Raw genomic sequence first — 26754 nt, 5'->3', positions numbered from 1 at the left:
CGCTATCTAGTCCTTATCATTCGGCACTGACCCTTTATTCCTTCTCCTCCCTTGCATGGGATTCCTCCTCCCTTGCACGGGGATGTGCCGGAACCCGGACGCCGGGTGAGGGCGGAACGCCGATAGGCTCGTCCACGTGACCGACGCACGGGCCGAGCGCGCCGCGCTCAGCGATCTGTTCGAACGGGTCGGCCCCGACGCGCCCACGCTGTGCACGGGGTGGACCGCCGCCGATCTCGCCGCGCACCTGGTGCTTCGCGAGCGCCGCTTCGACGCGGCGGGCGGCATCGCCATCGCCCCGCTGGCCGGGTACACGGCCGCCGTCCAGGAGAAGATCAAGCGGCGTCCGTGGCCGGAGCTGGTCGGGATGTTCCGCGGCGGGCCCCCGGTGTGGTCGCCGTACCGGGTGCCCGCGATCGACGCGGCGGTGAACACGCTGGAGATCTTCGTCCACCACGAGGACGTACGGCGGGCCCGCGAGGGCTGGGAGCCGCGCGCGTTGCCGACGGCGTTCGAGGACCTGGTGTGGCGGCGGCTGCGCACCATGGCGCGGTTCCTGTTCCGCAAGGCACCGGTCGGGGTGGTGCTGCGCCGTACGAACGGGGAGCGGATCGGCGGGCGCAAGGCCGAGCCGTACGTGGTGGTGACCGGGGAGCCGCAGGAGCTGCTGCTGTTCGCCTTCGGCAGGCAGGCACACGCCCGCGTCACCTGCGAGGGCGATCCGGCGTCCGTGGAGCGGCTGGTCACCGCGCCCCTGGGTGCCTGACCGGCCGGCCTCTCCGAGGCGATTACACAGGGCGAAATGGGTACTACCCAGAGAAACAACAGGGCGCTGCCGGGTCCGGGCCGCGACTGATCGCGGCCGGACGCCGATCGCGGGAGGCCGGAGGCCATTCGGCGCGGGCCGCCCCTCGCCGCCCATCGAACACTGCCGGAGTGCGGCGTCTTGACGGCGGTTCGCCTGGCGGCGAATCGCCTGCCTTTGCCCTGCTCCGCAGGGGTCCGATCCTCCCCGCCTGAAGGCGGGGGTTTCCTCGGAGGTATCCGATGACCGACACCGTCACCGTGCGGAGTCAGGCGTTCGCCACGCGGGCCGATAGGCCGTCCGTTGGACGAGTCGGGCGCGTGGCCGCACAGACCGACAGACCCTCCGACGGACCTGGCGGCCTCATGGCCGCCGCGCGGGCCGATAAGCCGTCAAAGTCCAATGGACGAGTTAGGGGCATGGCCGCACAAACCGACAGATCGTCCAGCGGCGCGACGCCAGGCGGGCGCGGAACAGACGGGCGGGGCCGCGCCGTCACGGTCCGATGAGCGGCGCATGGCGCGGGGTGCCGCGCCGGTCCGGCCACGGCCGGGGGTCGGCACCGGAGGGCGACGGGTGGCCTGCGCGGGCGACGGGTTCTCCACCTGGTGCGCGCCAGCCCGCGGGATGGCCTGCGCGCGCGACAGGTATTCCGCCTGATACGCGGGAGCCGGAGGAGGGTGGCGTCGAGCCGATCATCCCGGCGGGGACGACCGGCGCATCGGTGCCCGCGACGACCGGTGGATGCGGGCGACGGTCACGGCGGGCCGGGGGGACGCATCGGCGTCAGCGCGGGCGGCACCGGTCGCCGAAGGGGCGCGGATTCGGCAGGCGGTCTACCGCGCATGCCGGGGTGTGTACCCAGATGGGCTCCCTGGGTTCCGGGTGCACGGGCGGCCTGCGGGAGCGGACGGGTCCGGCCGCGCGGCGTGCCACGGACTGTCCCGCCGCGTGCGGGTCCACGCGGGCGTGCGCGCGTCGGGCTGGTTCGGCGCGCGGGGATGCCGGGAACGCCAAGGACGCCCGGGACGCCGGGGACGCTGTAGAGGCGGGCGCGGCGGTCCGGGCGCTGCGGCCGGGGCGCTCGCCCGCGAGCGTGGTCGCCGCCTTGGTGCTGGCCGGCGCCGGGGCGCTCGCCATGGTCGAGTCCTTCATGGTGGTGGCCGATCGCGCGCCGCGCCTGGTGTCGTTCGCGCGCACGACGATGTGGGCGCAGAGCACGGCCTGGAGCGATCCCGCCGCCCTCGCCGTCGCGGGCACGGTGACGGTGCTGGGGGCGCTGCTCCTGCTCGCGGCCGTTCTGCCCGGACGGCCCCGGTTGGTTCCGCTCCGCACCGGCGATCCCGACCTGGTCTTCGGCGTCTCGCGGCCGACGCTCGCCGCGTTGATCGCCAGCGAGGTGTCCCGGGTGGAGGGCGTCCGCCGGGTACGCGTACGGGTGCGCCGCCGCCGTCTCGTGGTCGTCGCCACCGCCCTGGGCGACACCGCCGGGACCTGCGACGCCGCGGGCCTCGCCCGGCGCGTCCGGGAGGCGACGGGAAGGGAGCTCGCCCGGCTCAACCCCCTGATCGCCTTCACGGTACGGCCCCGCGTCCGTGTCCGGCCCGGAGGCCGGACATGAGCCGGGGACGCGCGGCGGTCAACCGGACGGGGCTGGCGTTGACGGGACTGCTGCTGTGGACGCTGGGCGGTGGCGCGCTGCTGCGGGGAATGGGGGTCTTCGGGGCCGGGCAGGCGGCGCGGCCGGTGGTGGGCGGGGATCTCGCGGACTTCGCGCGGGATCGCCTGTGGTTCTGGCCTGCGATGGCGGCAGGAGGATTCCTGCTGGTGGTGGCCGGAGTGTGGTGGTTGTCCTGGCTGCTGCGGGGCGATCGGGCGCGGCGGGTCCGGCTGAGGTCGGGGCCGCCGGGTCTGTCGGAGGTGCCGGGCGCGCCCGTGGGGCGGATGATCGCGGCGCGGGTGGGCGGTCATCCGGAGGTCCGGCGCGTACGGGCGGTCCTGCGCGGCGCGCCCGGCGCGCCGTGGCTGGATCTGCGGCTCACCGTACGCGGGGTCGCCCGGATCGGCGATCTGCCGACGTTTCTCGGGCGGGCGGTGCCGGGGCCGCGTAGCACACCGACGCTCGGCAAGCTGCCCACGGTGGTCCGCCTGCGGCTGGCCGGGGAGACCGGGCTGACGCGGAACCGGGGCGGGGCCGACGTGGCACCGGCCCCGGGTCAGCGAGCACGTGGTGCGGACGTCCACGGGCATCTCCGTGGCGACATCCGCAGAGGCGCGGCCGGGATGTTGTGAGCGGCGCGCAGCCAACGGCCGGGGGCCGGAGCCAGGACGACGTGACACCGGCCAGGAGTCGGCGGGCACGTGGTGAAATCCACGGGCATCTCCGTGGCGACATCCGCAAGGGCCCGGTGGGGACCCGGTAGGACACGGTGGGGACGCCGTGAGCGGCGTGCCGCCGACGCCCGGGGATCCGGCGGTGCGGGGCCCGGAACGTCGATGACCAGGAGAAATGCTGGAATAGCCCTTTTACCAGGAGTTTTCCGAAGCGTTCTCTGGCAAACAATTCCGGCATTAGGTGCGAAAGGTCACATGCTTTCCTGGGGGAAGGCCGGGCGGGCGGGCCGTACATGAGGCACATTGGTAGATGGGCGGGCGGCATGGGAGCCCGGAGAGCGGATGTTAGCCTCTCCTCGGAGGGGGCGCGGCGCGGAGGCGGCGGGAGCGGGCACCCCTCCCAGCCCGACATTGGAAAATGCGCATAACGGCTTAATCCGGGTATGAATACCAGGAATGATCCGCAGGAGGCCCCCTATGCAGGTCAAGAAGGTCCTCACGTACCTGGCCATCGCGTTCGTCGTCTTCTTCCTCTACACTCGGCCGGCCGTCGCGGCCGACGCGGTGCGGGGCGTGTTCGACGGTGTGGCGGGCGGAGCCAACTCCTTGGCCACGTTCTTCTCCCAGGTCTTCGCGAGGTGATCCTTTTCTGACCGGCTTTTTTCCCGTGACTTCTTCCCCGCCCGCGCCCGACGTGCTAGTCAGGCAGGGTGACAGATCGCGACTCGACCGGTAAGCCGCAGGCCCTCGGCTACGAGGCGCGCCGGATACTGGAACGCGTCGAGGTCGAGGGCATCGATTTGATCCGGTTCCTGTACGTGGATCACGGCGGCGTGATCCGCGGGAAGGCCGCCTCCCGCCCCCGCCTCGCCGAGCGGATGCGCACCGGAATCGGGCACACCGTGGCGATGATGGCCATGTCCATGCTCGACCACCTGCAGGAGGTGGCGGGCATGGGCCCGGTCGGTGAGATCCGCCTGGTGCCCGATCCGGCGACCTTCGTGCCGCTGCCGTACGCGCCGGGGGCGGCGTCCATGATCTGCGACCTGCGCGAGCTGGACGGCTCGCCCTGGGCGGCCTGCCCGCGCACGTTCCTCAAGGACGCCGTCGCCGAGCTGGAGGCCGAAGGGTACGCCATGATCGCGGCGTTCGAGCCGGAGTTCACCCTCGGCCGGCGCCTGCCCGACCCGGCCGGCGGCCCCGACCGGCTCGTCCCGATCGACGACAGCCTCTGCTACGCCACCACGGGATTCGACCAGGCCCACGATTTCGCGATCAAGCTGGTGCGCACGCTGCAGAGCCAGGGGCTGGGGGTCGAGCACTACTACCCCGAGCTGGGGCACGGGCAGCAGGAGCTGTCGATCCGGTACGCGCCCGCCCTCTTCGCCGCCGACCGCCAGGTGATCTACCGGGAGACGGTGCGCGGGGTCGCGTTGCGGATGGCGATGTGGGCCTCGCTGGCGCCCAAGCCGATCCCCGACCAGGCGGGCAACGGCTGCCACCTGCACGTCTCCCTATGGGACCGAAAGCACCAGCACAACCTGTTCAGCGACGCGTCGGACCGGTACGGCCTGTCCCCGCTGGCGTACCGCTTCATCGCCGGGGTGCGGCACCACCTGCCCGCCCTGGTCGCCCTCACCTGCGGCACCGTGAACAGCTACCGGCGGCTGGCCCCGCGCATGTGGGCGAGCGCCTACAACTGCTACGGCATGGACAACCGCGAGGCCCCGATCCGGATCTGCTCCCCGATGGCGGGCAGCGTCGCCGCCTCGACGAACCTGGAGATCAAACCCTCGGACTCGTCGGCGAACCCGTACCTGTCGCTCGGGGCGGTCATCCACGCGGGGCTCGACGGCATCCGCCGCGGGCTCGACCCGGGCGAGGCCGTCGACGTCGACCCGGCCACGCTGTCCGAGGCCGAGCGCACCCGCCTCGGGGCGCACCGGCTGCCCGCCACCCTCGACGAGGCGCTCGACGCCCTCGAGGCGGACGAACTGCTCATGGAGGCCCTCGGGCCGCTGCGCCGCAACGCCTATCTGGCGGTCAAGCGCTCCGAGGCGAAGGACTTCGCCGCCGAGGACGCCGCCTTCGAGGCGTTCCACCACTTCCGGGTGTTCTGACCCGGGCGCGCGGGGCTCAGCCCAGGGCCGGGGCCAGCGAGGGAACCAGCCGGGCGGCGTTGTCCGCGTAGACCCGGCGCAGGACCTCCGGCGGCAGGTCCACGGCGGAGATCATCCACCGCCCGCCGAGCTGCGACCCGGAGACGTCGTGGGGGAAGTGCTCGTCGGCCGTCTCCAGGAAGCGGTAGTGCAGCGCGTACGCGTCGGCGTCGGGCGGGAAGTGGTCGGTGCCGAACAGGACCCGATCGGGGTGGCGGAGGATCAACTCCCGGGTGGCCCGCGGCCGGCGGCCCAGCTCGGCGAGCCGGGCGGCGATGTCGATGTGGAAGTTGGGGTAGCGGTCGAGCATGCGGCCGACCCGGGCGAGGTCCTCGGAGTGGCAGCCGACGTGCACGCCGACGAAGGTCGTCCCGGGGTTGCGGGCCACGACCGTCTCCAGCGCCTCCATCAGCCGCTCGAACCGGGGGAACCTCGGGTCGGCGAACGACCACTGCGGGTAGCGCAGCAGCAGTTCCAGCAGCTCGTTGCGCTCGTCGACCGGCTCGAAGAACGCGACCGGGTCGGCCGAGTGCACCCAGACCGGCAGGCCCGCCTCCGCCGCGGCCGGCCACACCGGGGACAGGCGCTCGTCGTCGAGCAGGACCAACTCGCCCCGGTGGTCGCGGCGCTCCAGGCCGAGGTCCTTCCACACCTTCAGCCCCTTGGCGCCCATGGCGGCGCACTCGGCGAGGTGGGCGGCGATGCGCTCGCCGAACCCCGGACGGCTCAGCTCATCCCAGTCGATGTGGCAGAAGGTGGCGAAACGCCCCGGATGCGCCCGGTCGTAGCGCTCCAGGTTGGCCTCCAGCTCGGCCCCCCATCGCCCGTCCAGGTTGATGATCGCCCGGACCCCCGCCGCGTCCATCGTCTCGACGAGCGCGGCCGGGTCGGGGACCATCCAGTCGCCGTCCGAGCTGAGCCACCGGCCCAGATGGTTGTGCGCGTCGATGACGGGGAAGCTCGGGCGGGGCACGTGGGTGACCGGCACCCGCACCCGCGGCACCGGCCGCCACTCGCGCAGCGGAAGGTCGTAGAGCGGATGCCCGCTCGCCGCCTCCTCCGACGGCTCCATCCGCGTCGCCGGCACCTCGTTCATCGGCCTCTCCCTCGCGGCGTCCATCGGCCTCTCCCCCGCGGCGTCCATCGGCCTCACCCCCGCGGCACCGGTCGAGGCGGCGTCGGCCGCCCGTCCCCGAGTGCACCCCGCTGTGAATGTTCGCTGACACCCGCGACCGTCAGTGGGGGCGATCTTACAAGACGGCGGGGCGACGCCCCTCGGGCGTCACACCGCGGACGGGTGCGGAGCCGGTTCGAGGCGCTCGGCGGCGGTGACGGCCCCGGAAGGCGAGCAAGCGGGCCAGGTCGGCGCCAGCCGGACGAATCGCGCGCGCCAGGCGTGCACGTCGGCATCGCCGATCCGGTACGGCGCCGGCGGGGCCGGCCGTAAGGCGGGACGGGCCGCGGTCAGCGCAGGCCGTACTCCTCCAGCAGGCGGCGGCCGATGATCATGCGCTGGATGTCGGCGGTGCCCTCGCCGATCAGGAGCATCGGGGCCTCGCGGTAGAGGCGCTCGATCTCGTACTCGGTGGAGTAGCCGTAGCCGCCGTGGATGCGGAACGACTCCTCGACGACGTCGCGGCAGTACTCCGCGGCGAGGTACTTCGCCATGCCGGCTTCGAGGTCGTTGCGCTCGCCGGAGTCCTTGCGCCGCGCGGCCATGACCATCATCTGGTGGGCGGCCTCGACCTTGGTCGCCATGTCGGCGAGGCGGAACAGCACCGCCTGGTGGTCGGCGATGCGTTTGCCGAACGTACGGCGCTGCTGGGCGTACCGCACGGCGAGTTCGAAGGCGCGCAGGGCGACGCCGCAGCCGCGGGCGGCGACGTTGACGCGGCCGACCTCGACGCCGTCCATCATCTGGTAGAAGCCCCGGCCCGGGACGACGCCGAGCACATTGCCGGCCGGGACGCGGTGGCCGTCGAAGACGAGCTCGGTGGTGTCGACGCCCTTGTAGCCCATCTTGTCGATCTTTCCGGGGACGGTGAGGCCGGGCTCGACCTCGCCGAAGCCGGTGCGTTTCTCGACCAGGAGCGTGGTCATGTTGCGGTAGACCGATTCGGCGCCCTCGTCGGTCTTCACCAGCACGGCGACGAGGTTCGCCGTCGCGCCGTTGGTGAGCCACATCTTCTGGCCGTGGATCACGTAGTCGTCGCCGTCCCGCACGGCCCGCGTGGTGATGGCGGAGACGTCCGACCCGCAGCCCGGCTCCGACATCGAGAACGCGCCGCGCACCTCGCCGGTGGCCATGCGCGGCAGCAGCCGCCGCCGCTGCTCGGGGGTGCCGTGCCGGGCCAGCAGGTACGCGACGATGAAGTGGGTGTTGATGATGCCCGACACGCTCATCCAGCCCCGGGAGATCTCCTCGACCACCAGGGCGTAGGTGAGCAGCGACTCGCCGAGCCCGCCGTACTCCTCGGGGATGGTCAGGCCGAACAGCCCCATCTCGCGCATGCCGTCGACGATCGCCTGCGGGTACTCGTCGTCGTGCTCCAGGCGCCGGACCACCGGGAGGATCTCCCGGTCGACGAAGGCCCGGACGGTGGCGATGATCTCCTGCTGTACGTCGGTGAGCCCGGGTGTGCGTGCGAGCCGGCCCATGTGCGTCCCCTTTCCCTTGCGCTTTCCCGGCGCTTTGTCCCGAGCTTTCCCCGGCGCTTGTCCCGGCGCTTGTCCCGGCGCGGCCGGCCCTCGTCGGCGGCGTGCCGGTCAGACCTCCTGCGGCGCGAACACGACGCCGCGCGCCCGCAGGTCGGCGATCTTGTCCTCGTTCAGGCCGAGGCCGCGCAGGATCTCGCCGGTGTGCTCGCCGAGCACGGGGGCGCGCACGACCGTCCGCGACGCGTCGGGGAGCGCCGCGATCGGCGAGCCGGGCGCGAGGTACGGGCCGACGCCGGGCTGGTCCACGACCGCCATCAGCGGGTTGGCCCGCAGTTCGCCGCCGCCCTCGCCGACCAGGTCGGTGAAGGTGCGGTAGCGCGACCACAGGAACGAGGCGCCGCGCAGCCGCTCCTCGATCCGGGCCAGGTCGTGCTCGGCGAACCATCGGCCCACCAGGCCCGCGAGCACCTCCCGGTAGGCGTACCGGTCGCCCTCGGCGGAGAAGTCCGCGTTCAGCGCCCGTTCGAGCGCGGCGACGGCCTCCCCGATCCCGGTCGCCTCGACGAGGTCGCGCCAGTGCCGCGCGGTGAGCGCCACCACCATCAGGCGGTGGCCGTCCCGGGTGACGAAGTCGCGGCCGAACCCGCCGTACAGGTGGTTGCCGAGGCGGGGACGGTTGACGCCGTTGACCTGCGCCTCGGCGAGGAATCCGAGGTTTCCCGCCATGGCGAGGGCCACGTCGTGCAGCGCCACCCGCATCAGCCGGCCCTCGCCGGTCGCCCGCCGCCGCCGTTCGGCGGCGAGGATGCCGAGGGCCGCGTACAGGCCGCACGCGATGTCCCAGGCCGGGAGCACGTGGTTGACCGGCTCCGCGTGCCCCTCCGGGCCGGTGACCAGGGGGAAGCCGACGGCCGCGTTCACGGTGTAGTCGACCGCCGCGCCGCCGTCGCGGTGACCGGTGATCTGCAGGTGGATCAGGTCGGGGCGGCGCTCGGCGAGCGTCTCGCCGCTCAGCCACGATCGGCCGGTGGCGTTGGTGAGCACGATGCCGCCGTCGGGGCCCGACTCGGTGATCAGCCGGGTGACGAGTTCCCGGCCCTCCGGCGACCGCAGGTCGGCGCAGAGGGAGCGTTTGCCCTTGTTCAGCCCTGTCCAGTACAGGCTCACGCCGGATGGGGCGAGCGGCCAGCGCGTGTGGTCGGGGGCCCCGCCGATCGGGTCCACCCGGATGACGTCGGCCCCGAGCTGGGCGAGCGTCATCCCGCCGAGCGGCGCCGCCACGAACGTCGAGACCTCCACCACCCGCAGCCCGGCCAGCGGACCCTCGCCCGGCTCACCCGTTTCGACGCCGACCACTCGGGCCTCCTCGATCTCGTACGGCCGTGCGCGCCCCGCCTGTGAACGCTGCCGCGACTATAAATGGGTGCATAGCCGTACATTTCCGGCAGGTCATTGGGCGCCCCGATACCGCCACCGCGTGAACCGGAGGACGGCCGCGCCGGCGAAGAAGGCGACCAGCCCCGGCGTGGACAATCCGGCCGGTCCGTGATCGCCCGGTCCGGCCACGGCGACGGCGAGGATGCCGCCGAGCGCCCCCGCCGCGCCCGCCAGGGTGAGGACGAACGGCACGGGCCCGGCGGCGCTCCCGGGCGCCGGAAGCGGCCCGGTCCGCCGCTCGACCCGCCCGAACACCGCCACCAGGCCCGCGAGGATCAGGGCGAGCACGCCGAGCCAGGGCAGGCGCAGCAGCAGCCAGTACGGCGAGCCGGGGGCGGCCTGGGGCAGCAGCCCTGCGGCGTGCAGGGCGAGGACCCCGATGACCAGGGCCGACATGTGCCACAGGAACAACGTCATAATCACCGAGTTGACCGCGACGACCGCCGTCCACGGCCGCACGCGCCGCAGCCACCGGTTCCCGGCGTCATGCAGCAGCAGCGCGATCCCGGTCTGCGTCACGGCCAGCGCCAGCAGCGCCAGGGTGGGCGGCGAGGTGTTCTGGATCTCCTCCCCCGGGATGCCCACCATGCTGACCGGGTACGGCCCCGCCACGGTCAGCCCCGTCAGCGCGACCAGCCCGAGCCCCGCCATCGGCAACGCCACCGCGCGCCGCGCGGGCAGCCGCCCGTCCCGCCAGGCGATGCCGAGCTGATGCACGGCGAGCCACGCGAACAGGTAGTTGGCGTCGCCCACGTACGGCACGCCCGCCCCCAGTCTCGCCAGATCGCCGACCCCAACCAGCGCCGCGAGGCCCACGGGAACCGCCAGGCCGAACCGCCGGTGCGCGCCGTACATCACCGAGGTGAGCACGACCACGGCGATGTAGGCCACCAGGAACCACAGCGGAATCCCCGCCAGCCACACCGCGGTCCCGCCCAGCCCCGGATCCACGCCCGCCGCCCGCGCCGCGAGCGCCGCCGCCGTGAGCACCGCCAGCAGCGCCGCGGTGGGCCGGACCAGCCTCCCGGTACGGCGAAGCGTCCACTCCACCGCGTTCCCGCCCCGCCCCCGGTACGAGGCCAGCGACGCCGCGTTGGCGTACCCCCCGACCAGGAAGAAGATCGGCATCACCTGGAACAGCCAGGTCAGCGGCCGCGTCCACGCGACCGTCTCAAGGACGCTGCCGCCCTCGAACCCCCCGTCGTAGGTCACGTGCACGGCCAGCCAGTGCCCGAGCACCACCGCCGTGATCGCGACGGCCCGCAGCAGATCGACGTAGCGGTCGCGATGGGCGGGGGTCCGCTCGGCCGCCCGCCTCATCGCCCAACCGCCCTATCGCACCGCTACCGGATCAAGAACCCGGATCATCGAACGGGGTTGCCCGCCTCGCGCAGGGCGGACTTGATGTCGGCGATCGTGAGCTCCCCGAAGTGCAGCACGCTCGCCGCGAGCACCGCGTCCGCGCCCGCCTCGATCGCCGGGGCGAAGTGCTCCACCGCCCCGGCGCCGCCGCTGGCGATCACCGGCACGGTCACGGCCGCCCGCACGGCCCGGATCATCTCCAGGTCGTACCCGGCCTTGGTGCCGTCGCCGTCCATCGAGTTGAGCAGGATCTCGCCGACGCCGAGCTCCTCGCCCCGGCGGGCCCACTCGACCGCGTCGATGCCGGTGCCGCGCCGCCCGCCGTGCGTGGTCACCTCGAAGCCCGACGGCGTCGGCGGCCCGTCGACGACGCGCCGGGCGTCCACCGACAGCACGACGCACTGCGCGCCGAAACGGTGCGAGGCCTCGCGCAGCAGCTCCGGCCGGGCGATCGCCGCCGTGTTGAGGCTCACCTTGTCGGCCCCGGCCCGCAGCAGCCGGTCCACGTCCTCCACCGAGCGCACCCCGCCGCCGACGGTCAGCGGGATGAACACCTGCTCGGCGGTGCGGCGGACCACGTCGTACATGGTCTCGCGCTCCCCGGAGGAGGCGGTGATGTCGAGGAACGTCAGCTCGTCGGCGCCCTCGGCGTCGTAGCGGCGGGCCAGCTCGACCGGGTCGCCCGCGTCCCGCAGGTTCTCGAAGTTGATCCCCTTCACCACCCGGCCGCCGTCCACGTCCAGGCAGGGGATCACCCGTACGGCGACGCTCACGACGACACCGCCGCCAGCGCGTCCTCCAGGGTGAACGCCTGGGCGTACAGGGCCTTGCCGACGATCGCCCCCTCGACGCCCTCGGGCACGAGCGAGGCGATCGCCCGCAGGTCGTCCAGCGACGAGACGCCGCCGCTGGCGATCACGGGGGCGTCGGTGCGGGCGCACACCCGGCGCAGCAGGTCCAGGTTCGGGCCCTTGAGCGTGCCGTCCTTGGTCACGTCGGTGACGACGTAGCGGCTGCAGCCGTCGGCCTCCAGCCGGTCGAGCACCTCCCACAGGTCGCCGCCCTCGCGGGTCCAGCCCCGGGCGGCGAGCGTGGTGCCGCGCACGTCGAGGCCGATGGCGACGCGGTCGCCGTACTCGGCGATGATCTTCGAGCACCAGGACGGGTTCTCCAGCGCGGCGGTGCCGATGTTGACGCGGCGGCAGCCGGTGGCGAGCGCGGCCTCCAGCGAGGCGTCGTCGCGGATGCCGCCCGACAGCTCCACCTGGACGTCGAGCGCGGCCACGACCGACGCGAGCAGCTCGCGGTTGGAGCCGCGGCCGAAGGCGGCGTCGAGGTCCACCAGATGGATCCACTCCGCGCCGGCCTCCTGCCAGGCGAGCGCGGCGGCGAGCGGGTCGCCGTAGGACGTCTCGGTGCCCGCCTCCCCCTGTACGAGGCGGACGGCCTGCCCGTCGGCGACGTCAACGGCGGGCAACAGCACCAGCGACATGGTCTAGGACCTCCGGTCAAAGGCGACGGTGACGAGCACCGGCATCAGCAGTATCGACAACAGCAGCACGCCCAGCCGAGCCGCCCAGCCGGACAGCAGCACCCAGGCGAGCACCTGAACCACCAGGAAGAACACCACGGCGGCGGCGTTCTGCGCACGGCGGCGGCGGGCGAGCACGCCGCCCTGCCGCGCCACCCGGACCGGGCGGGGCAGCAGAGCGGTCAGCGCCTTCACGCGCTCCCGGCGGCGGGCCAGTCTCGCCTCCCGGGCCGCGCGCTCGGCGGCCAGGCGCGCCTTCTCCGCCTCCCGGGCGGCGCGCCGCCTGGCCCGCTCCTTGCTCACGGCACGCTCACCGTCCGCGCGGAGCCCGAGCTCACCGGAGGGTGTCCAGCCAGTTCCGCAGCAGCGCGGCACCGGCGTCGCCGGACTTCTCCGGGTGGAACTGGGTGGCCATCAGCGGCCCGTTCTCGGCGGCGGCGACGAACGGCACCCCGTGCTCGGCCCAGGCGACCAGCGGCGGGGCGAAGCCGGGGCCCGCCTCAAGCTCCCACTTGCGCACGCCGTACGAGTGCACGAAGTAGAACCGGGTGCCCGGGTCGATGCCCTTGAACAGCACCGAGCCCTCGGGGGCCTGGACGGTGTTCCACCCCATGTGCGGCAGCACGGGCGCCTCCAGGCGCTCGACGACGCCGGGCCACTCGCCGCAGCCCTCGGTCTCGATGCCGTGCTCGATGCCGCGCTCGAACAGGATCTGCATGCCCACGCAGATGCCGAGCACCGGACGCCCGCCCGCGAGCCGCCGCCCGATGATCCGGTCCCCGCCCACGGACCTCAGCCCGGACATGCAGGCGGCGAACGCGCCGACGCCGGGCACCACCAGGCCGTCGGCGTTCATCGCCGCGTCGGCGTCGGCGGTCACCGTGACGTCGGCCCCGAGCCGGGCGACGGCCCGCTCGGCCGAGCGCAGGTTGCCCGACCCGTAGTCGAGGATGACGACCTTCACCACCACATCACCCCCGCGGTCAGCGCCAGGGCCGCGCCGACGCCGAGCACCGCGGCGCCGACCTTGATGCCCTGCTTGATGAACGACACGACCCCGCCGACCAGGAACAGGCCGACGAACACCATCGCCATCGCGGACCAGTTCTCGGTCACAGCACCCCCTTGGTGCTCGGCACCCCCGCCGCCCGCGGGTCGGGCTCGCACGCCTCCCGCAGCGCCCGGGCCAGGGCCTTGAACTGGGCCTCCACGATGTGGTGGGCGTTGCGCCCGTACGGCACGTGCACGTGCAGGCAGATCGCCGCCTGGGCGACGAACGACTCCAGGATGTGCCGGGTCATCGTGGTGTCGTACTCGGGGCCGATCATCGGCGCCATGCCCTCGGGCTCGGTGTGCACCAGGTACGGCCGGCCGGACAGGTCGACGGTGGCCTGGGCGAGCGTCTCGTCCAGCGGGCACGACGCATGCCCGAACCGCCGGATGCCCGACTTGTCGCCCAGCGCCTCGCGGAAGGCGGCCCCCAGCGCGATCGCGGTGTCCTCGATCGTGTGGTGGGAGTCGATGTGCAGGTCGCCGTTGGTCTTCACGGTGAGGTCGAACAGGCCGTGCTTGCCGAGCTGGCCCAGCATGTGGTCGAAGAACCCCACGCCGGTGGCCACCTCGTACCGGCCGGACCCGTCGAGGTCCACCTCGACCAGCACCGACGTCTCCCCCGTGACGCGCTCCACGCGTCCGATCCTGGTCATGCGCCCTCCCGCGCCAGTACCGCCGTCAGGGCGGCGCGGAAGGCCGCCATCTCCTCACCGGTGCCGATCGACACCCGCAGCCACTCCGGCGGGCCGACCTCGCGGATCAGCACGCCGTGCTCCAGCAGCCCCTCCCACACCGCGCGCCGGTCGGCAAACCGCCCGAACAGCACGAAGTTCGCGTCGGAGTCGGCCACGTCGAGGCCGCGCGCCCGCAGCCAGTCCACGGTCGCGTCGCGCTCGGCGCGCAACGCGTCCACCGTGCCGAGCAGCTCCTTGGCGTGCGCGAGCGCCACCCGCGCCGTCGCCTGCGTCAGCGTGGACAGGTGGTACGGCAGGCGCACCAGCTGCAGCGCCTCCACCACCGCCGGATGCGCGGCCAGGTAGCCGAGCCGGGTGCCGGCCATGGCGAACGCCTTGGACATGGTCCGGGTGACGATCAGCCGCGGGTTGCCGGGCAGCAGGGTCAGCGCGCTCGGCGTGCCGGTGCGGGCGAACTCGAAGTACGCCTCGTCCACGATCACCATGCCGGGCGCGGCCCGCGCCACCCGCTCGATGGCCTCCAGGGGCAGGGCCGTCCCGGTCGGGTTGTTGGGCGAGGTGAGGAACACCACGTCCGGCCGGTGCCGCTCGATCGCCGCGACCGCCGCGTCCGGGTCGATGCCGAAGTCCTCGTCGCGCGCGCCGGGGATCCACTCGGTGGCGGTGCCGACCGTGATGATCGGGTGCATCGAGTACGACGGCTCGAAGCCCAACGCGCTGCGGCCCGCGCCGCCGAACACCTGCAGGATCTGCTGGAGGATCTCGTTGGATCCGTTCGCCGCCCACACCTGGTCGGGCGTGAGATCGTGCCCGAGGTAGTCGGCGAGGTCGGCGCGCAGCGCAGAAGCGTCCCGGTCGGGGTAGCGGTTGAGGGTCAGCGCGTCGCGCCGCACCGCCTCGGCCACGTCGGCGGCGAGCTCCGGCGACGGCGGGTACGGGTTCTCGTTGGTGTTGAGCCGGACCGGCACGTCGATCTGCGGGGCGCCGTACGGCGAGCGCCCCCGCAGATCGTCGCGGATCGGCAGGTCGGCGAGCGTGATCCCGCCGAAATCGAGCGTCATGACGGGATCTCCCAGTCGAAGCGGGCGCGCACGGCCGCGCCGTGCGCGGGCAGGTCCTCGGCGTCGGCGAGCGTGCACACGTGCGCGGCGGCGTCGGCCAGCGCCTCCCGGCTGTAGTCGACGACGTGGATGCCGCGCAGGAACGTCTGCACCGAAAGACCGCCGGAGTGGCAGGCGCAGCCGCCGGTGGGCAGCACGTGGTTGGACCCGGCGAGGTAGTCGCCGAGCGACACCGGGGCGTACGGCCCGATGAAGATCGCCCCGGCGTTGCGGACCCGGGCGGCGACCGCGTGCGGGTCGGCGGTCTGGATCTCCAGGTGCTCGGCGGCGTAGGCGTCCACGACCTTGAGCCCGTCGTCGATCGAGGAGACGAGCACGATGCCGGACTGGCGGCCGGACAGCGCCTCGGTGATCCGCTCGCTGTGCCGGGTGGCGGCGACCTGCCCGGACAGCTCCTTCTCCACCGCGTCGGCCAGCCGCTCGGAGTCGGTGACGAGGACGGCGGCGGCGATCACGTCGTGCTCGGCCTGGCTTATCAGGTCGGCGGCGACGTGCACCGGGTCGGCGGTGTCGTCGGCGAGGATCGCGATCTCGGTGGGCCCGGCCTCGGAGTCGATGCCGATGACGCCCTTGAGCAGGCGCTTGGCCGCGGCGACCCAGATGTTGCCCGGGCCGGTCACCATCGTGGCGCGCGGGCACTCCTCGGTGCCGTAGGCGAACATCGCCACCGCCTGCGCGCCGCCGACGGCGTACACCTCCTCGACGCCGAGCAGCGCGCACGCGGCGAGGATCGCCGGGTGCGGCAGCCCGCCGAACTCGGCCTGGGCGGGCGAGGTGACCGCGATCGAGCCGACGCCGGCCTCCTGCGCGGGCACGACGTTCATCACCACGCTCGAGGGGTAGACGGCCCGGCCGCCCGGCACGTACAGCCCGACCCGCTCCACCGGCACCCAGCGCTCGGTGACCGTGCCGCCGGGCACGACCCGGGTGGTGACGTCGGTGCGCCGCTGGTCGCGGTGGACCAGGCGGGCGCGGCGGATCGACTCCTCCAAGGCCGCGCGCACGGCCGGGTCGAGCCCGGCGAGGGCGGTCGCGATCGCCGCGGCGGGCACCCGGGTCGACTCCAGCTCGACGCCGTCGAAGCGTTTGGTCAGCTCCCGTACCGCCGCGACGCCGCGATGGCGCACGTCGTCGCAGATCGGCCGCACTGTCTCCAGGGCGGCCTCGACGTCGAGCTCGGCGCGGGGCAGCGTGTCGCGCAGGTCTCCGGGCAGGGAGCCGCGCAGATCGATACGGGAAATCACCTCACCAGTTTACGGACCTCCGCCGCGGGATCCCGATCCGTCCACATGCCGGACGTGTCGGCCGCGCCCCCGCCTTTACAAAGTAGATCTCGGCGGGAGCGGTGGGCGTACGGCTACGCTGACCGGCGTGAGCAAGACCAAAACCACTAAGGGGAACACCAAGGGGGGCGCCAAGGGCGGCCAGGGCACGCCGGCGACCGTGGCGCTGACGCAGGCCGCGGTGGAGTTCACCCTGCACCCCTACGAGCACGACGCGAACGCGCAGGCGTACGGCGAGGAGGCGGCCGACGCGCTCGGCGTGCCGTACGAGCGGATCTTCAAGACCCTCGTGGCCGAGGTGGACGGCAAGGACGGCAACCTGGCGGTCGCGGTGGTGCCGGTGGCGGGCAGGCTGGACCTCAAGGCGTTCGCGGCGGCGCTCGGCGCGAAGCGCGCGGCGATGGCCGACGCCGCCAAGGTGGAGCGGGTCACCGGGTACGTCGTCGGCGGCATCAGCCCGCTCGGGCAGCGCAAACGGCTGCCGACGGTCGTGGACGAGTCCGCGCTCGGCTTCCCCACCGTCTTCTTCTCGGCGGGCCGCCGCGGGCTGCAGGTCGAGACCGCCCCGGACGAGCTGATCCGCCTGTCCGGCGCGATCACGGCCGCGATCAGCAAGACCGGCTGACCGCACCCTGCCATTCCATCAGCTTCCATCAGCAAAAACGGTCGAGGCCGGGCGCGTGAGACGTCGATCCTTGCCAAGGCCCCGAAGCGGGCCGGATTGACACAATCGGCGGGGGCGGCCGACGCCGCGCCACCCGATCCGACGGCCGAAGGGACCTGGGCACGATGACCTACGGCGACGAGCTGTGCGATCTTCCGGCGACCCGGATGTCCGCGCTGCTGCGGGCGAAACAGGTCTCCGCCGCCGAGCTCGTCGAGGCGCACCTGCGGCGCATCGAGCGGGTGAACGGGCTGGTCAACGCGATCGTGACGCTCGTCGCCGAGCAGGCCCTCGATCGGGCGTGCGAGGCCGACGAGGACTGGGCGCACGGGCGCTGGCGGGGGCCGCTGCACGGGCTTCCGGTGGCGCACAAGGACCTGACGGACACCGCGGGCATCCGCACCACGTACGGCTCCCGCGTTTATGTCGACCACGTGCCCGCGCGGGACGCGCTGATCGTCCGGCGCATGCGGGCGGCGGGCGCGATCACGATCGGCAAGACGAACACCCCCGAGTTCGGCACCGGGTCGCACACGGTGAACGAGGTGTTCGGCGCCACGCGCAACCCGTACGACCTGTCGCGCAGCGCGGGCGGCAGCAGCGGCGGCGCGGCGGCGGCGCTCGCCACCGGGATGGTGCCGCTCGCCGACGGCTCGGACGTGGGCGGCTCGCTGCGCAACCCGGCGTCGTTCTGCAACGTGGTGGGGCTGCGCCCGACGCCGGGGCGGGTGCCGCTGCCGTCGGAGCGGTCGGCCTGGTTCACCCTCGGCGTGCTCGGCCCGATGGCGCGCACGGTGGACGACGTGGCGCTGCTGATGAGCGTGATCTCCGGTTTCGACCCGTCCTCGCCGCACGCGGTGCGGGAATCCGGCGACCTGTTCGCCGGGCCGCCGCCGGAGGACCTGACCGGCACGCGAATCGCCTTCAGCCCGGATCTGGGCGGCCTGCCGGTCGATCCGGACACCGCGGCGGTGACCGCCCGCGCCCCCGAGGTGCTCGCGGGCCTGGGTGCCCGCGTGGAACAGGTCGATCTGGATCTCAGCGACGCCGAGGACGCCTTCCGCATCTATCGGGCCTGGTACTACGCCCTGATGTACGGCGACCTGCTGGACGAGCACCGCGACGTGCTCGCCCCGAACGTGGTGTGGAACATCGAGGCCGGCCTGAAGATCACCGGTGCCGACCTCGCCCGCGCCGAACGCCTGCGCAGCGGCCTGTTCCTGCGGATGAACGAGTTCTTCGACTCCTACGACTTCCTCATCGCCCCGGTCAGCCAGGTCCCGCCGTTCCCGGTCGAGCATCCGTACGTCACCGAGATCGCCGGGCAACCGATGCCCGACTACCTGGCCTGGATGCGCTCGGCGTACTGGATCAGCGTCCTGCACGCCCCGGCCGCGTCGGTGCCGTGCGGATTCACCGATCGGGGTCTGCCCGTCGGTGTCCAGGTGGTCGGCCGCCCCTGGGCGGATCGGGAGGTGCTTGGCCTCGCCCGTGCTTTCGAGCGTGCCGCCCCCCATGGCGCCCGGCGGCCCGTCCTTCCCGGCTGACGGCCCGCGGCGCGGGCGTGATCGTCGGCCGGGACAGGTCGGCGATCAGGAGCGCCTGCCGCTGCCTGCGGCGATACTCCGACCCCAGGTACGCCGAGAGCACCTCGAGCAGGCCGAACGCGGCCACCGCGAGCAGCGGCCAGGCCAGCAGCACCCCCTGCGCGGTCACCTCCAGGCGGCTGCCCTCCTGAAACCCCCCGGGCCCGGACGCCTGCAGCACGGTGGACCCCGTCGACTCCCCGATCCGCATCGCGACCAGCGAGGCGCCCACCCCGCCCAGGGCCAGCCCGAGCAGCACGGCCGTACGGCGGGCGAAGGCGAACGCGAGGATCCCGCACGCCAGCCCGGCCCCGGCGGTGATCAGGGCGAACAGGCCGTCGGCGGCGATCAGGTTCTGCGTGGACGGGTCGGCGAGCCGCGGCCCGTCCGCGCCGGTGACGTACCGGGTCGGCGGCGCGACCGCGGACCAGGCGAACCCGGCGCCGACCCCGAGCAGGGTCAGCAGCAGCGCGGTGCCCAGCACGTCGCGCACATGCCGCATCACCTCACCCATGCCCGTCCCTCGTCCCCATGTCCTTCTCGTACCACCGACGGCCCACCGACCGCCCACCGACGGCCCATCGACGGCCGGTGCGGGTGCCGCCGCCGCCCGATGGTACCTACCCGCATCGCGCGCCGGGATAAGGGTGCTTCCCGCAATCACGACCCGTCCGGCATACCGCCAAATTGGGGCTCCACCGTTTCAACCGCCCGCATGACGGACCCTCCGGCACCGTTAGGCTGATCCGGTGAGCGAACAGGTTTGGAGCATCGAACCGTCAGGACCGCTACGCGGCGACGTCGAAGTACGGGGATCCAAGAACGCGGTTTCCAAGCACATGGTCGCGGCCATGCTCGGCAGCGGCCCAAGCACGCTGCACAACACCCCCGAGGTGGGCGAGGTCGGGATCACCGCCGCCATGCTCCGGGCCCTCGGCATCAACGTCGAGGTCAACGGCCGGGAGATCGAGCTGGAACGCGGCGGCGAGATCCGCCCCCACGTCCCGGAGGCGTTCACCGGGTTGAACCGCATCCCGATCCTCCTGCTCGCCCCGCTGCTGCACCTGGCCGGCGAGGCGTTCGTTCCCCTGGTCGGCGGCGACCCGATCGGCCGGCGGCCGGTCAACTTCCACGTCGAGGCGCTGCGCGCGATGGGCGCGGAGGTCGAGGTCGGCGAGAACGGCATCACGGCCAAGGCGAAGCGGCTGCACGGGGCCCGCATCGAGCTGCCGTACCCGAGCGTCGGCGCCACCGAGACGATCCTGCTGTCCGGGGTCCTCGCCGAGGGCAAGACGGTGATCAAGGGGGCGGCGACCGAGCCGGAGGTGGTGGAGCTCGCCCTGTTCCTGCAGCGCATGGGGGCGCGCATCGAGCTCAGCCCGGACCGGCGCATCGTCATCGAGGGCGTGGACAAGCTGCGCGGCGCGTCGATGTGGCTCGCCGGCGACCGCATCGAGGCGTTCTCCTACCTGGTGGCCGGGCTCATCACCGGCGGCGAGGTGCGGGTGCACGGCTGCCCGCAGGATCGGCTGGTCACCGCGATCACGACGCTGGCCCGGATGGGCGCGCAGTTCGAGATCACCGACGACTGGCTGACCGCGTCCGCGCCCGACGGGCTGCGGGCGGCGGCGGTGCAGACCGACACCCACCCCGGGTTCATGACCGACTGGCAGACGCCGCTGATGGTGCTGTTCACCCAGGCCGAGGGCATGTCGGTGCTGCACGAGACGGTGTTCGAGAACCGCCTGGTGTACGTCCCGGCGCTGCAGAGGATGGGCTGCGAGATCGAGGTGTTCGACGTGTGCCTCGGCGGCCCGGCCTGCCGCTACCACGACACCAACGCCAAACACTCGGCGGTGGTGCGCGGCGTGTCGAAGCTGCGCGGCGCGGACGTGACGCTGCCCGACATCCGGGCCGGGTTCTCCGCCGTGCTCGCCGCCGCCGTCGCCGACGGCGGATCGACGCTGCGGGGCGTCAACCACATCGAGCGCGGCTACCACCGGGTGTTCGAGCAGTTCACCTCGCTCGGGTTGAAGATCCGCAGGGGAACGTAAAGGATCCCGGGCCTTCCGTTTCGACGGTGATCGCCGCGCGCAGGCTCACTGCCGTGAGGCACGGCAGCAGGCGGGCGGACGCGCTCGGCAAAGCCGGCACGCTGGGGCTGACGGCCGCACTCGGCGGGGTGGTGGCGGCCGCGGTCGCGCTGCCGGTGGCCGGCGGCGCGGCGATCACCGTGAAGAACGGCGTGGACGCGCTCGTGCTCGGCGCGAAGGAGCCGCGCGAGCGCCCGCTGCGCGAGCGGGTGGTGCTGCTCGACCGCGGCGGCCGCCCGTTCGCCCAGTTCTACGCCAGCAACCGGCGGTCGGTCCCGCTCGACCAGGTGGCGCCCGTGATGCGCCGGGCGATCGTGGCCGTCGAGGACGAGCGCTTCTACGAGCACGGCGGCATCGACCTCAAGGGCGTGCTGCGGGCGATGGCGGTGAACGCGCTGGCCGGGCGCGTCCGGCAGGGCGGCTCGTCGCTCACCCAGCAGTTGGTGAAGAACATCCAGATCGAGGGCGCCGAGTCGGAGGAGGAGCGGCGGCGGGCCCGCGCGCCCAGCCTCCAGCGCAAGATCAGTGAGATGCGGTACGCGCTCGGCCTGGAGCGCAAGTACACCAAGGACGAGATCCTCGAACGCTACCTGAACATCGCCTACTTCGGCGCGGGTGCGTTCGGGGTCGAAGCGGCGGCGCACCGGTTCTTCGGCACCAGCGCCGCGCTGCTGACGCTGCCGCAGGCGGCGACGCTCGCCGGCGCGGTGCACACGCCGTTCCTCACCGATCCTGCACTGGGCCCGCAGCGGCGGGCCCGTCTGCGTGAGCGGCGCGACCTCGTGCTCGACCGCATGGCCAAGCTGGGCGTCGTCACGGCGGAGCAGGCGCGGGAGGCGCGGCGCTCGCCGCTGGGCCTGCACATGCGCGCCGAGCCCGGCGGCTGCTACGAGAGCGCCTTCCCGTACTTCTGCGTGTACGTCTACCAGGAGCTGCTGACCAACCCGATCTTCGGCGCGACGGCGGCGGAGCGGCGGGCGCGGCTGACCCGCGGCGGCCTGGTGATCCGCACCACGCTCAACCGGGCGAAGCAGCGGGCGGCCGAGCGGGCCATCGCCGCCCGCGTGCACCCCACCGACCCCCAGGTGGCCGCCGAGGCGATGGTACGGCCCGGCACCGGCGGCATCCTGGCGATCGCCGCCAGCAAACGCTACGGCCCCGACGAGCGGGGGCCGGACGACGGGCACGGCGGCGGGGCCGGCTCGCGGGGCGGGACCGACGCCGCCGGGTCCGGCCGCCGCGCAGGCCCGCACGGGCCGGGAGCCCGCCCGGGCCCGTCCGCGAACACCTCCTACAACCTCGGGGCCGACCAAAGACACGGTGGCGGCATGGGCTTCCAGGCCGGGTCGATCTTCAAGGTGTTCACGCTCGCCACCGCCCTGTCCCAGGGGTGGCGCTTCAACCAGGGGTTCGCCACGCCGGGCCGGCTGGTTCCGGCGAAGGGATACATCGACTGCCAGGGCCGCAAGGTCGGCACCCCGGGCGTCACGGTGCGCAACGCGGACGGCAGGGCGTCTGGCCGGCCGTACAGCCTCAGCACCGGCACCTGGCGGTCGGTGAACATCTTCTACATGATGCTGGAGCGCAAGGTCGGCCTGTGCGCGGTGGTGCGCACGGCCCGCGCGCTCGGGGTGCGGCGGGCCGACGGCGGGCCGCTGCGCCAGGTGCCGACGTTCACGCTGGGCGTGGACGAGGTGGATCCGGTCACGGTGGCGGCCGCGTTCGCCGCGTTCGCCGCGCGCGGCCGGTACTGCCGGCCCACGGCGATCACGGAGATCGTGGCGCGGGACGGCACCCGCACCCGGATCCCCCCGGTCTGCCGCCGGGCGCTGCGGCCGAAGGTGGCCGACGCGGTCAATCACGTGCTGCGCGGCGTGTTCACCCGGGGCACGATGCGCGGCCAGGGCATCGGCAGGCCGGTGGCGGGCAAGACCGGCACCACGGACGGCAACACCGCCGCCTGGTTCGCCGGGTACACGCCCCGGCTGGCGGCGGCGGTGAGCCTGGGCGACATCCGCGGCGCCTACCGTCACCCCCTGCGCGGCGTGACGATCGGCGGACGCTGGTACGGCCGGGTGCAGGGGGCGACGCTGCCCGGCCCGATCTGGGCGGACTCGATGCGCGCGGCGTTGCGCCACGCCCCGCCCACCCGGTTCAGGCCGCCGGACATGCGGCGGTTCGGCGGCGGCCACACCCCGAAGACGCGCCCCGGCCGGGACTCGGGCCGCGACTGGTGGGACCGCCTCCGCCGGGCGCTCGGCCGCCCGCAGGAGTCCCCGGACGGCCTGCCCGATTGGTGGCGTGAGTGGCTACGCGCCGAGATACGCCGAGCCGACAACCTGTTCGACCTCCCCCGCCAACGCTGGTACGGCTAGGCCCCCAGACACGCCGGGCCGAGAAGCTGTTTGAGGTCGCCCATCAACGCCGGTGAGGGGGCCACGCGCAGCCGGTCGTCGAGCCGCAGCACGGTGGTCTTGGCGCCTCGGTGCACCTGCAGGTGCACCTCGGTGGTGCCCGGGTGGGTGGTGAGGACCTCCTTCAGCCGGGTGACCAGGGGCATCGTGCACCGGTTCTCCGCGACGCTGACCACGAGCGGCCCGCCGGCCTCGGCGGTGAGATCGGGCAGCGTCACCTCCATCGCGATGATCTTCGCGACGTCCTCGCGCCGGTCCAGCCGCCCCTTGACGAAGACGATCGCGTCCTCGGCCAGGATGGTCGCGCAGAGCTGGTACGTCGAGGGGAAGATCATCACCTCGATGGCGCCTTCGAGGTCCTCCAGGGTGGTGAGCACCCAGGTGTCGCCCTTCTTGGTGACCTTGCGCTGCAGGCCGGTGAGGATGCCGCCGACGGTGACGATCTGCCCGTCGGGGCGTTCCTCGGACTGCAGCGCGGCCACCGAGCAGTCGGCCCCGGCGGACAGGATGTGCTCGACGCCGAGCAGCGGGTGGTCGGAGACGTACAGGCCGAGCATCTCGCGCTCGAAGGTGAGCAGCGTGGTCTTGTCCCACTCCCCCGGCGGGATCTGCACGTCGAAGGTCTGGTCCTCGACGCCCTCGACCGCGCCGAACAGCGAGTCCTGGCCGATCGCCTCGTTCTTCTTGATGTCGATGACCGCGTCCACGGCCTGCTCGTGCACCATGACCAGGCCCTTGCGCTGGTGCCCGAGCGAGTCGAACGCGCCCGCCTTGATGAGCGACTCGATGACCCGCTTGTTGCAGACCAGCGCCGGGACCTTGCGCAGGAAGTCGGTGAAGTCCGCGAACCGGCCCTTCTCGGTGCGCGCCTGGATGATCGCGTCGACGACGTTCGCGCCGACGTTGCGGATCGCCGACAGGCCGAAGCGGATGTCGTTGCCGCGCGGCGTGAAGTCGGAGTCGGAGTCGTTGACGTCCGGCGGGAAGACCTTGATGCCCATGCGGCGGCACTCGTTGAGGTAGAGCGCGCTCTTGTCCTTGTCGTCCTTGACGCTGGTGAGCAGGGCCGCCATGTACGCCGCGGGGTGGTTCGCCTTGAGATAGGCGGTCCAGTACGACACCAGGCCGTACCCCGCCGTGTGGGCCTTGTTGAACGCGTAGTCGGAGAACGGCAGCAGGATGTCCCACAGGGCCTTGATCGCCTCGTTGGAGAAGCCGTTGTCCTTCATGCCCTTCTCGAAGAACTCGAACTGCTTGTCCAGTTCGGCCTTCTTCTTCTTGCCCATCGCGCGGCGCAGCAGGTCCGCGCCGCCGAGCGAGTACCCGGCGACCTTCTGCGCGATGGCCATGACCTGCTCCTGATAGACGATCAGGCCGTAGGTCGTGGAGAGGATGTCGCGCAGCGGCTCCTCCAGCTCGGGGTGGATCGGAATGATCTCCTGCTGGCCGTTCTTGCGCAGGGCGTAGTTGGTGTGGGAGTTGGCGCCCATCGGGCCGGGGCGGTAGAGCGCGAGCGCCGCGGAGATGTCCTCGAAGTTGTCGGGGCGCATCAGGCGCAGCAGCGAGCGCATGCCGCCGCCGTCAAGCTGGAAGATGCCGAGCGTGTCGCCCCGGGCCAGCAGCTCGTAGGTCTTGGTGTCGTCGAGCGGCAGGTCGAGCAGCTCGATCTTCTCCCCGGTGTTGGCCTCGATCATCTTCAGGCAGTCGTCGATGATCGTGAGGTTGCGCAGGCCCAGGAAGTCCATCTTCAGCAGGCCGAGCGTCTCGCAGGTCGGGTAGTCGAACTGCGTGATGATCGCGCCGTCGGAGTCGCGGCGCATGATCGGGATGTAGTCGGTGAGCGGCTCGGCGGACATGATGACGCCCGCGGCGTGCACGCCGGTCTGCCGGATCAGGCCCTCCAGGCCCCTGGCGAGGTCCATCGTCGACTTGACGTCGACGTCCTCGTCGTACATCTTGCGCAGCTCGCCCGCCTCGGCGTACCGGGCGTGGGACTCGTCGAAGATGCCGGTGAGCGGGATGTCCTTGCCCATCACGGCGGGCGGGAACGCCTTGGAGATGCGGTCGCCCAGCGCGTACGGGTAGCCCAGGACGCGGCCCGCGTCCTTGATGGCGGCCTTCGCCTTGATGGTGCCGAAGGTGGCGATCATGGCGACCTTGTCGGCGCCCCACTTCTCGGTCACGTACCTGATCACGTCGGCGCGCCGGCGCTCGTCGAAGTCGATGTCGATGTCGGGCATCGAGACGCGCTCGGGGTTGAGGAACCGCTCGAAGATCAGTCCGTGCGGGATCGGGTCGAGGTCGGTGATGCCGAGCGCGTAGGCGACCAGCGAGCCGGCCGCCGAGCCACGCCCGGGGCCCACCCGGATGCCGTTGTTCTTCGCCCACATGATGAAGTCGGCCACCACGAGGAAGTAGCTCGGGAAGCCCATCTGCACGATGACGTTGATCTCGTTCTCGACCCAGGTGCGGTGCTCCTCGTCGACGCCGCCGGGGAAGCGGCGCTCCATGCCCCGCCAGACCTCCTGCCGGAAGAACTCCTCCTCCGTCATCCCCTCGGGGATGGGATAGGTCGGCATGAGGTTCTTGAAACCGAACATGCCCTCCGGATCGACTTTCTCGGCGACCAGCAGCGTGTTGCGGCAGCCCTCGGCCCACAGGTCGGAGGAGTCCACCGCGCGCATCTCGTCGGCGGTCTTGATGTAGTAGCCGCTGCCGTCGAACCGGAACCGGTCGGGGTCGGACAGCTGCTTGCCGGTCTGGATGCACAGCAACGCGTCGTGGCTGGAGGCCTCGGACTCGAGGGTGTAGTGCGAGTCGTTGGTGACCAGCGGCGGGATGTTCAGCTCCTTGCTGATGCGGGTCAGCCCGTCGCGGACCCGGCGCTCGATGTCGAGCCCGTGATCCATGATCTCCAGGTAGTAGTTGTCCTTTCCGAAGATCTCCTGGTACTTCGCGGCGGCCTTCACCGCCTCGTCGTACTGCCCGAGCCGCAGCCGGGTCTGCACCTCGCCGGAGGGGCACCCGGTGGTGGCCATCAGCCCCTCGGAGTGCTCGGCGAGCAGCTCGGCGTCCATCCGCGCCCACTTGCGCACGAAGCCCTCGGTGTAGGCGCGGGAGCTGAGCTTCATCAGGTTGTGCAGGCCGGTCTTGTTCCTGGCCCAGATCGTCATGTGGGTGTAGTAGCCGCCCGCGGACACGTCGTCGCTCTTCTGGTGCGGCTCGCCCCACAGCACCGGCCGCTTCTGGTGCCGCGACTCGGGGGCGACGTAGGCCTCGATGCCCAGGATCGGCTTGACCCCGGCCGCGGTGGCCTGCTTGTAGAAGTCGTAGGTGCCGTGCAGGTTCCCGTGGTCGGTGATCGCGATGGCGGGCATGCCCTCCTCGACGACGCGTTTGAACATCTGCTTCAACCGGGCGGCTCCGTCCAGCATGGAGTACTCCGTGTGGACATGCAGATGCACAAACGACTCGGCCATAGGGCCCGCCCCTCTCGCTCCCGACAACCTGGCGAAGGAAGCCTACGCCGAGATCGCGCTCCCTCGGGCGAGGCTTTACG

General features: G+C 72.6%; 22 protein-coding genes. 9 read left to right on the top strand and 13 right to left on the bottom strand.

Annotated elements, in window-relative coordinates; all coding sequences use genetic code 11:
- Positions 1 to 136: 136 nt before the first annotated feature.
- The 5 genes from AB0K60_RS23390 (at position 137) to AB0K60_RS23370 (ending at position 5259) form a co-directional block, all read left to right on the top strand.
- Positions 137 to 766 carry a TIGR03085 family metal-binding protein gene (locus AB0K60_RS23390; RefSeq protein ID WP_364058661.1) on the top strand — a complete coding sequence of 210 codons (630 nt, stop codon included), beginning with the start codon at positions 137 to 139 and terminating at the stop codon, positions 764 to 766.
- Positions 767 to 1670: 904 nt separating this feature from the next.
- The gene (locus AB0K60_RS23385) at positions 1671 to 2426 is read left to right on the top strand and encodes a DUF6286 domain-containing protein (protein WP_364058658.1); all 756 of its coding nucleotides are present in this window, start codon (positions 1671 to 1673) and stop codon (positions 2424 to 2426) included.
- Positions 2423 to 3097 (top strand): hypothetical protein, encoded by a 675-nt coding sequence (locus AB0K60_RS23380; RefSeq protein ID WP_364058655.1) that lies wholly within the window; start codon positions 2423 to 2425, stop codon positions 3095 to 3097. The genes AB0K60_RS23385 and AB0K60_RS23380 overlap by 4 nt, the downstream gene beginning before the upstream one ends.
- Before the next feature lie 519 nt (positions 3098 to 3616).
- On the top strand, positions 3617 to 3781 hold the full coding sequence (locus AB0K60_RS23375) for a hypothetical protein (RefSeq protein ID WP_364058652.1): 165 nt from the start codon (positions 3617 to 3619) through the stop codon (positions 3779 to 3781).
- A gap of 68 nt (positions 3782 to 3849) precedes the next feature.
- A complete protein-coding gene (locus AB0K60_RS23370; protein ID WP_364058649.1) occupies positions 3850 to 5259 on the top strand; it encodes a glutamine synthetase family protein in 1410 nt (469 codons plus the stop codon).
- Between the two features lie 16 nt (positions 5260 to 5275).
- Here AB0K60_RS23370 and AB0K60_RS23365 read toward each other — a convergent pair whose 3' ends face one another.
- From AB0K60_RS23365 to hisD, 12 genes are all read right to left on the bottom strand, one after another.
- On the bottom strand, positions 5276 to 6394 hold the full coding sequence (locus tag AB0K60_RS23365) for an amidohydrolase family protein (RefSeq protein ID WP_364058646.1): 1119 nt from the start codon (positions 6392 to 6394) through the stop codon (positions 5276 to 5278).
- Positions 6395 to 6762: 368 nt separating this feature from the next.
- The gene (locus AB0K60_RS23360; RefSeq protein ID WP_364058643.1) at positions 6763 to 7956 is read right to left on the bottom strand and encodes an acyl-CoA dehydrogenase family protein; all 1194 of its coding nucleotides are present in this window, start codon (positions 7954 to 7956) and stop codon (positions 6763 to 6765) included.
- A 108-nt stretch (positions 7957 to 8064) separates the two neighbouring features.
- Positions 8065 to 9312, bottom strand: a complete 1248-nt coding sequence (locus AB0K60_RS23355; RefSeq protein ID WP_364058640.1) for a CoA transferase — start codon at positions 9310 to 9312, stop codon at positions 8065 to 8067.
- 93 nt (positions 9313 to 9405) lie between these two features.
- Entirely contained in the window at positions 9406 to 10713 is a 1308-nt protein-coding gene (locus AB0K60_RS23350) for an acyltransferase (protein ID WP_364058637.1), read from the bottom strand.
- Positions 10714 to 10757: 44 nt separating this feature from the next.
- A complete protein-coding gene (gene hisF, locus AB0K60_RS23345; RefSeq protein ID WP_364058634.1) occupies positions 10758 to 11528 on the bottom strand; it encodes an imidazole glycerol phosphate synthase subunit HisF in 771 nt (256 codons plus the stop codon).
- Positions 11525 to 12247 (bottom strand): bifunctional 1-(5-phosphoribosyl)-5-((5-phosphoribosylamino)methylideneamino)imidazole-4-carboxamide isomerase/phosphoribosylanthranilate isomerase PriA, encoded by a 723-nt coding sequence (priA, locus tag AB0K60_RS23340; protein WP_364058631.1) that lies wholly within the window; start codon positions 12245 to 12247, stop codon positions 11525 to 11527. The genes hisF and priA overlap by 4 nt, the downstream gene beginning before the upstream one ends.
- A gap of 3 nt (positions 12248 to 12250) precedes the next feature.
- Entirely contained in the window at positions 12251 to 12589 is a 339-nt protein-coding gene (locus AB0K60_RS23335; RefSeq protein ID WP_364058628.1) for a hypothetical protein, read from the bottom strand.
- Between the two features lie 31 nt (positions 12590 to 12620).
- Positions 12621 to 13256, bottom strand: coding sequence for an imidazole glycerol phosphate synthase subunit HisH (hisH, locus tag AB0K60_RS23330; RefSeq protein WP_364058625.1), 636 nt, complete (start codon positions 13254 to 13256; stop codon positions 12621 to 12623).
- On the bottom strand, positions 13247 to 13402 hold the full coding sequence (locus tag AB0K60_RS23325; protein WP_364058622.1) for a hypothetical protein: 156 nt from the start codon (positions 13400 to 13402) through the stop codon (positions 13247 to 13249). Before AB0K60_RS23325 ends, hisH begins: the two co-directional genes overlap by 10 nt.
- On the bottom strand, positions 13399 to 13992 hold the full coding sequence (gene hisB, locus AB0K60_RS23320) for an imidazoleglycerol-phosphate dehydratase HisB (protein ID WP_364058619.1): 594 nt from the start codon (positions 13990 to 13992) through the stop codon (positions 13399 to 13401). Before hisB ends, AB0K60_RS23325 begins: the two co-directional genes overlap by 4 nt.
- The gene (locus tag AB0K60_RS23315; protein WP_364058616.1) at positions 13989 to 15095 is read right to left on the bottom strand and encodes a histidinol-phosphate transaminase; all 1107 of its coding nucleotides are present in this window, start codon (positions 15093 to 15095) and stop codon (positions 13989 to 13991) included. The genes hisB and AB0K60_RS23315 overlap by 4 nt, the downstream gene beginning before the upstream one ends.
- Complete coding sequence (hisD, locus tag AB0K60_RS23310) at positions 15092 to 16399, bottom strand: histidinol dehydrogenase (RefSeq protein WP_364058613.1); 1308 nt, start codon at positions 16397 to 16399, stop codon at positions 15092 to 15094. Before hisD ends, AB0K60_RS23315 begins: the two co-directional genes overlap by 4 nt.
- Positions 16400 to 16526: 127 nt before the next feature.
- Here hisD and ybaK point away from each other — a divergent pair, with 127 nt between their 5' ends.
- From ybaK to AB0K60_RS23290, 4 genes are all read left to right on the top strand, one after another.
- Entirely contained in the window at positions 16527 to 17063 is a 537-nt protein-coding gene (gene ybaK, locus AB0K60_RS23305) for a Cys-tRNA(Pro) deacylase (RefSeq protein ID WP_364058610.1), read from the top strand.
- Between the two features lie 164 nt (positions 17064 to 17227).
- Positions 17228 to 18649: an amidase gene (locus AB0K60_RS23300; RefSeq protein ID WP_364058607.1), complete on the top strand. Its 1422-nt coding sequence runs from the start codon at positions 17228 to 17230 to the stop codon at positions 18647 to 18649.
- A 788-nt stretch (positions 18650 to 19437) separates the two neighbouring features.
- Positions 19438 to 20742 (top strand): UDP-N-acetylglucosamine 1-carboxyvinyltransferase, encoded by a 1305-nt coding sequence (gene murA, locus AB0K60_RS23295; protein ID WP_364058604.1) that lies wholly within the window; start codon positions 19438 to 19440, stop codon positions 20740 to 20742.
- 53 nt (positions 20743 to 20795) lie between these two features.
- Complete coding sequence (locus AB0K60_RS23290; protein WP_364058600.1) at positions 20796 to 23156, top strand: transglycosylase domain-containing protein; 2361 nt, start codon at positions 20796 to 20798, stop codon at positions 23154 to 23156.
- On the opposite strand, the gene dnaE is transcribed toward AB0K60_RS23290, so the two are convergent.
- Positions 23153 to 26674, bottom strand: coding sequence for a DNA polymerase III subunit alpha (gene dnaE / locus AB0K60_RS23285; RefSeq protein ID WP_364058597.1), 3522 nt, complete (start codon positions 26672 to 26674; stop codon positions 23153 to 23155). The genes AB0K60_RS23290 and dnaE overlap by 4 nt on opposite strands.
- Positions 26675 to 26754 lie beyond the last annotated feature (80 nt).

Origin of the sequence: Thermopolyspora sp. NPDC052614 (assembly GCF_040678635.1) — a bacterium.
GTDB lineage: Bacteria > Actinomycetota > Actinomycetes > Streptosporangiales > Streptosporangiaceae > Thermopolyspora.
The sequence above is the reverse complement of the archived record's forward strand: the minus strand, read 5'-3'. Positions and strand labels throughout refer to the sequence as shown.

Excerpts from the sequence above, each read along its gene's own strand:
- AB0K60_RS23385 (WP_364058658.1), top strand. The coding sequence starts at position 1,671 with ATGGGCTCCCTGGGTTCCGGGTGCACGGGCGGCCTGCGGGAGCGGACG.
- AB0K60_RS23380 (WP_364058655.1), top strand. The coding sequence starts at position 2,423 with ATGAGCCGGGGACGCGCGGCGGTCAACCGGACGGGGCTGGCGTTGACG.
- AB0K60_RS23375 (WP_364058652.1), top strand. The coding sequence starts at position 3,617 with ATGCAGGTCAAGAAGGTCCTCACGTACCTGGCCATCGCGTTCGTCGTC.
- AB0K60_RS23365 (WP_364058646.1), bottom strand. The coding sequence starts at position 6,394 with ATGAACGAGGTGCCGGCGACGCGGATGGAGCCGTCGGAGGAGGCGGCG.
- AB0K60_RS23360 (WP_364058643.1), bottom strand. The coding sequence starts at position 7,956 with ATGGGCCGGCTCGCACGCACACCCGGGCTCACCGACGTACAGCAGGAG.
- AB0K60_RS23350 (WP_364058637.1), bottom strand. The coding sequence starts at position 10,713 with ATGAGGCGGGCGGCCGAGCGGACCCCCGCCCATCGCGACCGCTACGTC.
- priA (WP_364058631.1), bottom strand. The coding sequence starts at position 12,247 with ATGTCGCTGGTGCTGTTGCCCGCCGTTGACGTCGCCGACGGGCAGGCC.
- hisB (WP_364058619.1), bottom strand. The coding sequence starts at position 13,992 with ATGACCAGGATCGGACGCGTGGAGCGCGTCACGGGGGAGACGTCGGTG.
- AB0K60_RS23315 (WP_364058616.1), bottom strand. The coding sequence starts at position 15,095 with ATGACGCTCGATTTCGGCGGGATCACGCTCGCCGACCTGCCGATCCGC.
- AB0K60_RS23300 (WP_364058607.1), top strand. The coding sequence starts at position 17,228 with ATGACCTACGGCGACGAGCTGTGCGATCTTCCGGCGACCCGGATGTCC.
- dnaE (WP_364058597.1), bottom strand. The coding sequence starts at position 26,674 with ATGGCCGAGTCGTTTGTGCATCTGCATGTCCACACGGAGTACTCCATG.